Genomic DNA, 12,575 nt, shown 5'->3' with positions numbered 1-12,575 from the left:
TGATGCAGGTGACTCATCACACTCGTAAGGGTCTTGGCATGTCTAAGAGTGAGATTAGCCGGTTGTGAAGTAAGCCAGTTGTGAAGTAAGCCAGTTGTGAAGTAAGCCGGTTGTGAAGTGAAGCTGGATTGTACAATCAACAACCGTTGCACCACAACTTCTCATTGGCATTGGATGTTGGGCCGGTAATCGATCTAAGACCCAACAGCGACATCGCGACAGATCACGAGCCAAAGAGCCACATGCACACTACCAACAACCTCAGTCTACCAACGGGCTTTAGAAAGGAGCATTGACTACGCGGGTGGGCAACGTTACAGGTCGCGTTTCATCAAGGCGACAAGCATGATAGTTCGCGATCTAGGCTCTGGCCCTATGGACAATATCAATATTAACCGTATCAGCACGGACGACATCCGTAACCACGAAGTGGGTGACGGCAGTGATGCCCAACCCAGACAACAATCGATGAAAGGACAGTAGATGTCAGCTAAGGAAACCTTTGCGGATCCCGGCCACTGGGCCGTTACCGCCTTCTCCGCCACCTCGTTGATGTTGGGTATTATTAATGCCCATCTCATCAACGCGACGGCCGTCGGAATTATCATCCCAACCGCCTTCATTTTCGGAGGCCTCGTTCAGATTATCGCCGCCATTATCGAGGTCGCGAGAGGCAGCACATTCGGCGCTGTTGCATTTGGGTCGTATGGACCGTTCTGGATCATCGTCGGACTATACCTCCAGTTCTACGCCAAGACGGTCGCCCCAGCTAGCACTGGAACTGCATTCGCGCTGTTCCTCTGGATGTTTGCTATCATCTCGCTCTACCTGTTCATCGCGTCGTTACGTACCGACGTAGTACTGGCGATAATCCTGGCTCTCTTGGCGATCACCTTTGTCTTGCTAGCACTGGGCCAGGGTCTTAACTCCACGAGTCTGACCGAGGCGGGTGGCTATACAACCATCATTTTCGCAATCCTCGGCTTCTACCATGCAGCCTCGGGGACGATTACCTCTACTTGGGGTAAAGTCCTCCTACCAGTTGGACCGCTCACTCCAAAGAGCGAATAACACACCTGCTCCATTAAACTACAACAGCTGGCTGGCGTGTATTCACTCCAGCCAGCTGTCTGGACCCATACCAACGAGCGCCAAGCCCAGATCGCGTGCTACCTGAGCATCGATGGGAATCAACATGGGCACCACGCGAACTTCACTCACGCACGGTACACCTAACCTACCAAGCGTGTCTGCCACCTATCGCAAGAACTCCTCGATCACATCCCAACCAGACAGCACACGAGCAAGCAGTCCAGTGGGTCGCGAACCGGGACGCTCGGGACAGCGTTTGCCTCCAGCGACATTCACGCACGACCATCGGGCAGGCCCAACGTGGCCACAATTTTGTCTACTAATGGCGCAATCGGGCTATCGCCAAGAACAGCGCGCAGTTGTTGGGCTGCACACAAAGCGGCTGGGGCATCGTACGCTTCGATACTGACGGCGATCTGTTCGAGAAGGTCCGGTACACCGTCATAGACCGGCAACTGATTAAGCCGACGAACAACACTCGCTCCGGTCCGTAAACCTGCCGGATCGCAGGCCCCACCCGCTCTCAATGCCCGCTCAAGGGCACTGATAACCTCTCGCTGTTGGTGACCATCCACTCAAATAGCAACCCTTGCTGTTGGCAAGTCCAACACTGACCGACATTGACGAACCTTGTAGGAGAGCACTCTCGCCACTCAATCAGAGAACCGGCGACCAAGCGGACGCACAGCTCCAACCGAATACCAGCCTAGTCAGGCTCGTCTATTAGTGCTCAAAGATGGTTAAGGGGCTGCGCAGCTCGATCAGCGTTGTGAGCACCGCCGCAAACTCCTCCACACGGCAGGCCGAGAGCCGCTCGTAGGCGGCTTCACACTCACGAGCGCCAATCCCCCAATCCTGGCCCAGACCGACAACGTCAACGCGATCATTCCCAGTTGCTTCGTCACCGACAAGACAGTAAATTAACTGGTGTAGCAGCTCTGGACGACTGCGATCGGGACAGTCAAGCTCATCGAGAAGTTCACCCAACTCCATCGCCACCCGCTTGCTGATCCGTGGTCCAGACGCCACCGTCCGATCACCAACGACTAGCTCGGCACCCTCAGGCCAAGGTCATCCAGGAAGGCGATCATATCCTCAAACGAGAGTCCCAGGACTGCACCAATGATCTTGAGATCATCCGATCGCACGGTCATGACACGTCCATTGAAATCCTGGCGGGAAACCTGGATCATGGAAAGGTAACGGCCGATGAGATCTCGCTCGGGCCCAATCATGGAGGAGAGTCGAGCAAGATCAATCGTGCACTTGACTGAACCGGTAACGCGAGAACGCGCAACACCCGCGCTGATCTGCCGCTCGAGTCCAGCCAGGTCGATGCGACTCTGATCATCGGCAATCGAAGCTACCCGATCACGATTACTTAGAGCGAAAAAATCACGCCCTGCGAGCTCCGGTGGCAACAGCTGATCGACGCCAACGTGGTAGAACTCCGCTAAACGCTGCAGACGAGGTACCGATATCGATCGCTCTCCGCGCTCGTAGGCCCCAAGGACCGAGGCTTTGAATTCTTTTTCCGAGATAGCCTCAATAGCCTGCAAAGAATATCTCTGCTGTTTGCGCACCGACCGCAACCGCTTCCCTACTTCGCGCGCGTACTCGCGCTCCGCTTGATCCATTGCCACTCCCTGCTCCATCCTGCAGAGGAAATGCGACCTCACTCTGCAAAATCGAGTATATCAGAATTTATCACAAATGCAGATCAACGATGCGCGTAATGCCGCCAAAATAACTGCACCAGCAACAGCGGCCGTCTCAATCCGCAGGATTGGTAGACCTAGACTCACTCTAGGTATCGAAGACGGTGCGGTGAACCTACCTGACTCTGGCCCGACCACCAACGTAGTGACATCACCAGGTAATTGTCCTCCCTCTGGATCAAGGATCGCCAGCCCCGGTCGCTCGACGCGAAAGTAGTCGCCGACATCAACCGGTGGGTTGACAGCTGGCAGCCAGAGCCTCTCGGACTGTTGTGCAGCCTCGAGCGCGATTCGGCTCAGCCGTCCCATGCCGGCAGTGGAAATTGTCGACCCTCCGCGTCGGTCACCATCGCTGCTCAACAGATCGATTCGATCAACGCCAATCTCAGTGAGCTTTTGGATCGCCCACGCCAGGCGCTCATTGGAGGGAACAAACATAGCGATACCGATCTGCGGTTTCGGCTGGTCGATCACCTCGATTGGCGAGACGGACTCCAACACTATCGTTGGCCGAACCGCCGTCACCTGAACCGAACGAACATGACCTTGGCCATCGGTGGCAAAAAGCGTAGCTCCGACACGCAGCCGACGCACCGTCCCAAGATGGTGACTCAGCTCCCGGGAGAGCTCCAGCGTAGTTAAATCATCGACGATGGCAAGGGGGTAATAACGCTGCACGCCAACCAGGATGCTCGCTAGGGCTTAAAGGCCGACTTGATCTTCGAGAAGATCGTGTGGTCATGATGATCGAGGACCTGGTCTCCCCTGAGCTGCGCAAGCTGACGTAACAGACCCTCTTCTTCTTCGCCAAGCTCCTTGGGCATTTGAACATCAATTGAGACCACCAAATCCCCACGGCCACGCCCTCGTCCCGAAAGCACCGGCACGCCTTTGCCTTTGAGGCGAATCGTTGCACCCGGTTGCGTACCGGGGGCAACTTCAATCGCCTCTGTGCCATCGAGACTCTCGAAATCGATGTGTGCCCCGAGCGCCGCCTGCACATAGGAGACGGGCAGCTCCATCCACAGGTCATTGCCCTGCCGCTCAAACCGGTCCGATTCAGCCACATTGACGTGGACATACAGACTCCCAGGCTGTCCACCGTGGGGCGCCGCAGCTCCTTTACCCGTCAGCCGCAGCACCAGGCCGTTGTCCGCTCCTGGGGGCACTTCGATCGTAAAGTGTCGTTCGAGTGTCTTACGCCCTTCACCACGACAATCGGGGCAGTGATCGGTGATGATCCTGCCCTCGCCGCGACAGACATCGCAGGTCATTGTGGTTACCATTCGCCCAAGGAATGACTGGGTTACACGCTTGACAGACCCACTCCCCTGACATTGGGAGCATACTGACGGAGACGTTCCAGCCCGAGCTCCCGACCCACCGCAGGTTGGACAGGTTGTGGGCATTCGCAGCGAAATCTCTTTCTGGCAACCAAAGACCGCCTCCTCAAAGGTGAGGTTGACCGTCGTCTCTATATCCTCGCCACGTCTTGGCCCTGGCGCCTCTTGTCCCCCAAAACCCTGCCCGAAGACCGTCTGAAAGATGTCCGAGAAGTTTGGTTGGAACGGACTGCCAGCACCGCCAAACGGATCACCACCGGGGCCCTGAGAGGATCCATAGAGATCGTACTGGCGCCGCTTTTCGGGATCACTCAGGGTGTCATAGGCCTCGGTAACGAGTTTGAAGCGATTTTCAGCGTCCTTGTCGCCGCCGTTGACGTCAGGGTGCAGCTGGCGGGCAAGCTTGCGGTACGACCGCTTAATATCATCGGCCGTGGCACTGCGTGTAACCCCTAGGACCTCGTAATAGTCGACCACGTTCCTCCTTATCGCACGGCGTGCGCAACCTGCGCACTCAATGCCTCAACCGCTGCTAGGGCGCGAGAGTAATCCATCCTCGTGGGACCAATTAGACCGATAGACCCAACCAACTCACCATCGATTTCGCAAGGAGCCACCACCAGCGAGCACTCATTGAGAGCTTCGAGTCCGCCTTCATCACCGATACTGACCATGCTCCCCGTCTCAATCAACGACCGGATCAGATCGACCACATGCCCATCGTGTTCGAGTGTCTCAAGCAACCTGGCCACCTGATCTAACTGCGCAAGTGCTGCGGCCGTCTTGGACAGCTCACGCACGCGCAGCCCAACATCGGCCCGTGTCCGCAACTCCGCGACCGCGGTCGCGACCTCACGAACAAGCGCCTGAAACGGTAACTGGTTTGCCAACGGCATATTTGTCCCATCATCACCATCGACACCAAGAGCGGCATCAACGACAGCACTTGTCAGGGCTTCCACGTCGATTGGCCTGGCCATGTCCTTGCCAGCCAGCGCCGCCGTAAACCAAGCTGCTAAGTCACCAGCGAGCGCATCGTCAACCTCTGCACTGGGGTGGATCGTAGTGCGTACGACGGTACCCTTTGAACCCACGATGATCACCAGTAGCGCATCTGGGCCTAGCGAAACCATCTGCAACATCTTGTGATGCTCCACAGACGTCGTCCAGGTGGTCATCACTGCGGTGTAGTTAGTCTGTTGAGAGAGGAAGGTGAGCGAACGCTCGAGAACATCCTCAAGGGCCCCCTTCGCGGTTTGAAGAAAATCAGTGACGTCGCGCTCGATCTTGGCAAGCTCAACAGGATCGAAACGCAAAAGACGATCCACGAAGTAACGGTAACCACGAATCGACGGGATCCGCCCCGCCGAGACATGGGGCTGGGATAGATAACCTTCCTTCTCAAGATTCGCCATCTGAGTACGAACGGTGGCTGGCGAGAGGGTGAGATCGGCCGACTCCAAGACATGTTGGGACCCAACTGGGGCGGCTGTGCGGATGTACTCAACGATAACTGCAAGAAGAATCGCCTCCTTGCGAGCACCAAGCGACTGATCAACCATTAACGAACACCTAACCTCAATACAACTCCTGATACGTTATCGCACCTGTGACCGTGATCTATAGTCTAGCTTTCGTGAGCCCGGGCCTGGTTTTCTTCGTCATGACCAAGCACGGGCCGAGTGAGTCAAGGGCCGTCGACGTCCGAATCCGCAATTGCCCGCGTGCGCCAGCGATCTGTTGCGCCGGCCCCACATGGCACCTGAACCAGATCAGTGTGGGCCAAAACTCAGACTCATCCGCTGATGACGGTACCTGTCGCAAAGCCAACCTGTCCAGTCGCTAAACGCCTTCGATCAGGCTGGACAATACGGAAGCAACGACCCTAGCCGAGCCATACATCTCGATCGTTTTGCCTGTTCCTGTTGTCCGATCGAACTCGAGACACTCCAATAACAGCCTGGTCCACCGCGTTGAATCGTCTCGTCCACGTGGGACGTAGCCAAGCATATCAATGACTATCTGTCACAACCAGCCCCGGTCGCTTGCCCACTCTCGCGGCATGGCGGGCCAAAATCGCATCGCTCGATGACCCAACGTCACACATCGATGTCCACCACCATGGTCGACAACAAGTTGGAGGTGAACCAATCGACCTTGACAACGAACCCGCACGTCTCCAACAACATCTCAAAATGCCTCACAACTCGCGTGGTATTGGCAAGATGGTGTGGGCGAAGTGGCGTTGGTTCAAATGCCCCCGCGATTGCACCCCAAGAATCACGCGATACCGCAACCACCAGGGCATACCCCTCGTGCCGCGTGGAGTCCGTCGTTCCTGAACAGGAGTTGAGAATCCGCTACCGCGAAGATCCGTGACGGTCAGTCTAAGGGTTAATCCTTGACGCGAGCGAGCTGGTTCATCAACCTGGACTTACGACGCGCAGCCTGATTTTTGTGTATCACGCCCCGGGAAGCAGCCTTATCAATACGCTTCAAGGCCAATCGAATCGCTGCCTCATCCTGGCTGGTCACCGCGTTCTTGACCCGCGTTTTGAGCTCAGACCGCACTGCCTTGTTCCGCTCACGTCGGCGCTCATTCTGACCAATACGCTTGATCTGACTCTTAATGTTTGCCAAGGTCGACTCTCCCAGTTGCGTTTACCGCGTAAAATCCGATCTACAAGCATAGCCTACGTGTTGACTCGCCACGCCATGACCCTAAGCTTACCTGCGCATGCTGGACCAATCTCACATTCGTAATATCTCAATCATCGCCCACATCGATCACGGGAAGTCAACGCTCTCTGACCGAATCCTTGAACTCACCAAGGCCGTTGATCCCCGTCAGATGCGGGAACAGTACCTCGATTCAATGGACATCGAGCGCGAGCGTGGCATCACGATTAAGGCGCAGAACGCTAGCGTTGAGTGGCAGGGTCACAGAATCAACCTCATCGACACTCCAGGGCATGTCGACTTCGGCTATGAGGTCAGTCGTTCATTGGCGGCCTGCGAAGGCGTCGTCTTGCTCGTCGACGCTTCGCAAGGCATCGAGGCCCAGACGCTCGCGAACTGCTATCTCGCACTCGAACACGACCTTGAGATCGTCGCTGCGCTGAACAAGATCGACTTGCCAGCCGCGGAACCAGACCTGTACGCGAGCGAAATCGAGAACGTCCTTGGCATCGCTCGTGACAGTATCTTAAGAATCTCCGCCAAGACGGGCGAGGGTGTTGGTGCCCTCCTCAATGCCGTCGTGGAACGCGTTCCCGCACCGCACGGTGATCGCGATGCGCCACTGCAAGCACTGATCTTTGACTCACTCTATGACCAGTACCGTGGAGTCGTGAGTTCACTTCGCGTGGTCAATGGGGTTATTCACGCCAACGATCGCGTCACCTTTATGCAGGCGCAACGCTCCCATGAGGTGGAAGAGGTTGGCGCACGACGTCCGGTCATGACACCAGTCGCCGAGCTTGGCCCTGGAGAGGTCGGCTATCTCATTGCGGGCATCAAAGATGTCGGTGAGGCCCGATCAGGAGAGACCGTCACCACTACACAGCGACCTGCCGCCCTACCACTCCCTGGTTACGAACATCCAAAACCAATGGTGTTTTGTGGCCTGTACCCAATCGACGGAGACGAGTTCGAAGAGCTGCGCGACTCACTTGATAAGCTCATGCTCAACGATGCCAGCTTCACCTTCGAGCCAGAGACATCAGCGGCGTTGGGTTTTGGGTTTCGTTGTGGTTTCCTCGGCCTCTTGCACATGGAGATCGTGCGCGAACGTCTCGAGCGCGAATTTGGCTTATCCCTGATTGCGACGACGCCCAGTGTCGGTTATCGCGTCACCGACACCAAAGGGGAGCTTATCGAAGTCGCGAACCCCTCCGCCATGCCGGCCGCCAACCTCATCACCGAGATTGCCGAGCCAATGCTCAAAGTCAACATCATCACTCCAGCCAGCTACATCGGCACCATCATGGAGCTAGCCCAATCCAAACGCGGAGAGCTTGTCAAAATGGACTACCTTTCGCCTGAGCGAGTAGAGATCAACTACCGCCTCCCACTCGCCGAGATCGTGATTGACTTCTTCGACAGCCTCAAGAGCCGCACCAAGGGCTACGCCTCATTGGACTACGAACCAGATGGCTACCAAGTAGCAAGTTTGACCAAGCTCGACATCTTGATCGCTGGAGAGCCTGTCGACGCCTTCTCAACGATCATCCATCGGGATAAAGCCTATGACTACGGCCGGCGCTTGGTAGCCAAGCTTCGAGAGTTGATCCCGAGACAATCATTCGACGTTCCGATCCAGGCGGCAATCGGCACCAAGGTCATCGCCCGTGAGACCGTCAAAGCTTACCGCAAGGATGTCATCGCCAAATGTTATGGTGGCGATATTACCCGTAAACGCAAGCTGCTCGAGAAGCAAAAGGAGGGGAAGCGGCGCATGAAGTCAGTTGGCCGAGTAGAGATTCCCCAAGAAGCGTTCGTCTCTGCGCTTAGTATTGGAAGCTGAACTCGAAACCAACCGGTACTCCAACGCACCAGCGCTGGCGCGCATCACGCCTGGTAGTCCCATCCTCAACCCAACAACTACAAACCAAGAGGTACTACCAGTGGACGACACTAGAGTAGGTGGCGGTATGCACTTTATCAGTCGGTGGCCGAGGTCTCAGGCCTGCACAACAGGGGGCTCTTCCGCGAGGTCCCGATGGGCGCTCCGAGTCATGACGACCTTGATCGTACTCGTTACCCTCGCCTTAGTCGCTAACCTCGGAGATCTTTGGCTCTCGATCCCTGTCGCAGCGGTGTTCATCTACTTCGTTCTCGCGAAACGACGCTGCCTCTACGCAATAGATCCGCCAAATCCGATCCCTTCACAATCTTGTTCCGACGACAAGTGAGGACTCCAAAACTTTGGTACCATCTTTACCTCACCCTTTTAGACCAACGGAGAAACCGTCATCGTAGGTCAGGTACTGAGATCATTCCTTATCTCATTCGGTGCGCACTCGGTTACCTGTACCAGCACAGCGTCCGCCCGGCGGCGCGTTCACGCCAGTGCACCCCTGGCAGAGAGCTAATCTGACCCTCAAACCAACCCACCGTGCAACACTGCCCCGGTGACCAACTCGGTGCTGCCATTTCTCGCGCAAAGAGATTGCTCACCCGTAACCTGAAGCACCATTGTAGCGATACGATGTCACACATTATTGCACAGCTATAGGCACGATCCAACCGGCGGCAAGCTCATCACCGCAAGACCCGAACATTCGCCGCCAGCCCTGACACCGTCCATGATGGTGCAGCTGCCATCACGACCCACCTCGTCGGCGGTCCAAGGCTTGCCCTATGGGCTATCTGAGAGCGACCTTGTGCCAGCTCCTACCTTGGTCTGAGGACGCCTAGCTTGTAGCGATCACGGGAGCGTCAGGTGATGGTACATCGGCCTGCCTTGGCATCGATGTCTCAAGATCCGCGGGTATTGATGAAGAGAGAAGAAATGAATGCGCCTACGGCATTTACTATCGCTCGGGTAGATCGGGAATCAAGCTGTCTGACCCATTTGCATGAATGCGTAGCCATGGTGGCTGGCGGCTTCGTTCTGGTATCACCCAGATTGTGTCATCCGGTACCAAGACTATCGGTACCAAGACTATTGAATATGGGCCCTCGTTAGCCTGTCCGGTGCCAGCATGGGACGCGATCTTCTTGCTAGCGTGGCTATCGGTGTCCTCATAGGCCGTGGTTCCCACTTGAGTGTTACCGTCACATCCACCATCTGGTTCCTTGGAGGCGACCAGGATATCCTGCCCAGAAGGGCTATTGCCAGCGATAGACGGATAGTCCCGGTGAAGAAAGTCAAACGTGGGGGTTGACAATTCCTGATTGAGGTGACTTCTGCGAAGGAACGCCAGGATGGGCAGCCCCACCAGTTTCTTCTGTCACACGACGTTCGATGAATGGCGACCAACGTCAGTCATCAAGACTCACTGGAGCGTAACATCACGGCATGTCATCAATGCTAAGACTAGGTGTTCACAACGGTTTCGTTCGTGATCGACACACCAGTTTCACCAATACCGCCCCAATCGTCTCATCCACCATCGACATTGAGGACCTTTGACTCTATGGGGGAATGCTGGGAACATGTATAATATTTGCATATAGCAATTATGGGTCTCATGGAAAGGTAGAAGGCAAATGAAACGAACGAGATCGTTGATTACCCTGACAGGAGCCGCCGCGCTTGCAGCGAGCCTCACCGCTACAGGACTACTGGTAGCAGACGGTGGGCAGGCATATGCAAGCACACCAAGCTTCACGCTCTCATGTCCGAAAATCCCGGTCGCAGGCACCGTTCCCTTTACGGTAACGCTGGATGGGGCGAGCACACCGACTGCTGTCACAACTGGCTCTTCCGTGTCACTGAACAACCTTGAACTCGCCGTCACGGTTCCGAAGAACCTGGTAGAGCTAGGTGTGCAGTTTAAACTCAAGACGCTACCGCTCTCGTTCGTCATACCAATCACCGTCACCAACGGATCTCCGACGACGATCGACGAAACCTTCGCCGGAAACTTGACGATTCCATCGACACCGGCACCCGTGTCCATCACGCTTACTGGATCGCCGACGAGCGTCACTGCAAAGGCGACATCAACTGGGACCTTAGCATTTACGGTACCGACGTCGGGCACCAAATTCACCGTGGAGAATACTATCACCAGTGCGTGCACCGTAGCCCAGGCTGAGACGATCGCGAGTTCAACCGTGAGTGCCCCAACCACAACTACCCCGCCATCGTCGTCGAGCACGCCACCGTCGAGCACGTCGAGTTCACCAACACCCGCACGTCTTGTCACTGGACCAAGCCAGGCACCTGGAAGCTCTCCCTTGTTACCAATCGGGATCGGCATCGCCAGCGTCGGGGTAGCCGGGGTGATAGCACTGGGAACCAAAAGGTTCTTGGCCCGAACGGACACTACCAAGCGATAGACGTAGAATGACTGATCTATAGTGCAACGAATGCCCCGGCGCTCAACAAAAACAGCCCGTGTTGCATTGGTAGTTTTCGGCGTTATGATCGTGGCGGGCGTCTCGATGGCCTCTATCGGCTATCTCGTGTCGCCCGCCCGGGTGATTGCTGCACAAGCTCGAGTCGATCATCGGCGTGCCGTTGCGCAGGCGCAGCACATCAAGCCTGTGCCGACTTCTCAACCCGCTACCCCGTCAAAACCACTCGCTGCCTCCCCAGGACAACTTGAGGGCATCATTACAATTCCTGCGCTCGACGTCCAGGCGCCCATCTATGCTGAACCAGTTGCTCGAGGTCTCATGACCATTCCAGCAGATGTGCATCACGTAGGTTGGGATCTGCAGACCTCAACACCTGGCTCATCGGGAGTAGCACTACTCGCTGGACACGTCAATTGGGTCGGCCAAGGGGAGGGTGCACTTGGTCAAATTGGACAGCTCGTCGCTGGCGACACTATCCAAGTAACCTTCGAGCATACGACAACGCGGTGGGTCGTGAGCGCAGCTCCAAGACTTTCGTCAAACACGGTGACACATCCATCGCTATTCAATGCAGATGGACCGCCGAGACTCGCACTCGTGACCTGCGGAGGTCCATTTAGCGAAACTGCCTCCGGGGGAAGCTACGCTGATAACGTGATTGTAATGGCGACTCTGATTGGAAACTAGCGTCTTGCATTTGCCCTAAGCGAGTATCAGAATCAGGCTAACCGATCTCCATTTGGAGTGGCACCTTGTAGGCTTCTGAGACTTGCCAAATGATGAACCCGTCGTCATAAAGCCTCAGTGCGTGGTGGGCGATAATCGTGGGACACGTACATTGCGCATCCGATGGAACCGCAATCGCTCACGCCTTCCTAGAGCTGGACTGCAACTGCTGTGAATGAGCCAGAAAGGGCATGATATACGCCCCTAACCAAATGGTACCAACGCACCGAATCGCGGTCAATCTATCGCCTAGGCAACCCAACCGTATGCAATCTCCCACAGATCCGGCCGGGCGGCAACGGGAATCTAAGGTCGCTCAAACCCGTTTGACTGGCGAGCGAGCAGCACCGGACTGCACGAGTTTCGAATATGGGCCGAACACGACTCGGACTCTTGCCCAGTCCGAACCAGTCAACAACTGTCGAAGTCTCGCAACTTAGATGCGCGAGTTCGACGTCAACCGTGATGAGGAGACCTGCTTCAGTGGCAACGACTGGCACACCCTCGGCATCTCCGAGTCGACGGACCAGACCAAACGCAACCGACAACACTAGGGTCGCTTCGTTGCGCTCTGGCCGCGCTAGCGCACCGCTGTCAGTTAGCCCAGTCACCAACAACCTTCCTGACTCGACACATTGCCGCCAAGTGAGGAGCACACGCGCTAGGT

Annotated in this window: 11 protein-coding genes; 3 read left to right on the top strand and 8 right to left on the bottom strand. The window is 56.1% G+C overall.

What is annotated here, in order from left to right:
* The first annotated feature begins 483 nt into the window (after positions 1-483).
* A complete protein-coding gene (locus MP439_02230; GenBank protein ID MCI2974878.1) occupies positions 484-1,071 on the top strand; it encodes an acetate uptake transporter in 588 nt (195 codons plus the stop codon).
* Between the two features lie 293 nt (positions 1,072-1,364).
* Here MP439_02230 and MP439_02225 read toward each other — a convergent pair whose 3' ends face one another.
* The 7 genes from MP439_02225 to rpsT form a co-directional block, all read right to left on the bottom strand.
* Positions 1,365-1,667, bottom strand: a complete 303-nt coding sequence (locus MP439_02225) for a hypothetical protein (GenBank protein MCI2974877.1) — start codon at positions 1,665-1,667, stop codon at positions 1,365-1,367.
* A 148-nt stretch (positions 1,668-1,815) separates the two neighbouring features.
* Positions 1,816-2,121: a hypothetical protein gene (locus tag MP439_02220; GenBank protein ID MCI2974876.1), complete on the bottom strand. Its 306-nt coding sequence runs from the start codon at positions 2,119-2,121 to the stop codon at positions 1,816-1,818.
* Positions 2,122-2,138: 17 nt separating this feature from the next.
* Positions 2,139-2,729: a transcriptional regulator gene (locus MP439_02215; GenBank protein MCI2974875.1), complete on the bottom strand. Its 591-nt coding sequence runs from the start codon at positions 2,727-2,729 to the stop codon at positions 2,139-2,141.
* Between the two features lie 60 nt (positions 2,730-2,789).
* Entirely contained in the window at positions 2,790-3,488 is a 699-nt protein-coding gene (locus MP439_02210; GenBank protein ID MCI2974874.1) for a 16S rRNA (uracil(1498)-N(3))-methyltransferase, read from the bottom strand.
* A 17-nt stretch (positions 3,489-3,505) separates the two neighbouring features.
* Positions 3,506-4,630, bottom strand: coding sequence for a molecular chaperone DnaJ (gene dnaJ / locus MP439_02205; GenBank protein ID MCI2974873.1), 1,125 nt, complete (start codon positions 4,628-4,630; stop codon positions 3,506-3,508).
* Positions 4,631-4,638: 8 nt separating this feature from the next.
* Positions 4,639-5,715: a heat-inducible transcriptional repressor HrcA gene (locus MP439_02200; protein MCI2974872.1), complete on the bottom strand. Its 1,077-nt coding sequence runs from the start codon at positions 5,713-5,715 to the stop codon at positions 4,639-4,641.
* Positions 5,716-6,547: 832 nt separating this feature from the next.
* Positions 6,548-6,793 carry a 30S ribosomal protein S20 gene (rpsT, locus tag MP439_02195; GenBank protein ID MCI2974871.1) on the bottom strand — a complete coding sequence of 82 codons (246 nt, stop codon included), beginning with the start codon at positions 6,791-6,793 and terminating at the stop codon, positions 6,548-6,550.
* Between the two features lie 97 nt (positions 6,794-6,890).
* Here rpsT and lepA point away from each other — a divergent pair, with 97 nt between their 5' ends.
* Positions 6,891-8,678 carry a translation elongation factor 4 gene (lepA, locus tag MP439_02190; protein MCI2974870.1) on the top strand — a complete coding sequence of 596 codons (1,788 nt, stop codon included), beginning with the start codon at positions 6,891-6,893 and terminating at the stop codon, positions 8,676-8,678.
* Positions 8,679-10,236: 1,558 nt separating this feature from the next.
* Here lepA and MP439_02185 read toward each other — a convergent pair.
* Positions 10,237-11,148 carry a hypothetical protein gene (locus MP439_02185; GenBank protein ID MCI2974869.1) on the bottom strand — a complete coding sequence of 304 codons (912 nt, stop codon included), beginning with the start codon at positions 11,146-11,148 and terminating at the stop codon, positions 10,237-10,239.
* Positions 11,149-11,245: 97 nt separating this feature from the next.
* Here MP439_02185 and MP439_02180 point away from each other — a divergent pair, with 97 nt between their 5' ends.
* Entirely contained in the window at positions 11,246-11,869 is a 624-nt protein-coding gene (locus tag MP439_02180) for a class F sortase (protein ID MCI2974868.1), read from the top strand.
* Positions 11,870-12,575 lie beyond the last annotated feature (706 nt).

Source organism: Ferrimicrobium sp. (genome assembly GCA_022690815.1).
Taxonomy (GTDB): Bacteria; Actinomycetota; Acidimicrobiia; order Acidimicrobiales; family Acidimicrobiaceae; genus Ferrimicrobium.
Note: the sequence above shows the minus strand (reverse complement) of the source record. Positions and strands in the feature narration are given on the sequence as shown.

Excerpts from the sequence above, each read along its gene's own strand:
- MP439_02230 (MCI2974878.1), top strand. The coding sequence starts at position 484 with ATGTCAGCTAAGGAAACCTTTGCGGATCCCGGCCACTGGGCCGTTACC.
- MP439_02215 (MCI2974875.1), bottom strand. The coding sequence starts at position 2,729 with ATGGATCAAGCGGAGCGCGAGTACGCGCGCGAAGTAGGGAAGCGGTTG.
- MP439_02200 (MCI2974872.1), bottom strand. The coding sequence starts at position 5,715 with ATGGTTGATCAGTCGCTTGGTGCTCGCAAGGAGGCGATTCTTCTTGCA.
- lepA (MCI2974870.1), top strand. The coding sequence starts at position 6,891 with ATGCTGGACCAATCTCACATTCGTAATATCTCAATCATCGCCCACATC.
- MP439_02180 (MCI2974868.1), top strand. The coding sequence starts at position 11,246 with ATGATCGTGGCGGGCGTCTCGATGGCCTCTATCGGCTATCTCGTGTCG.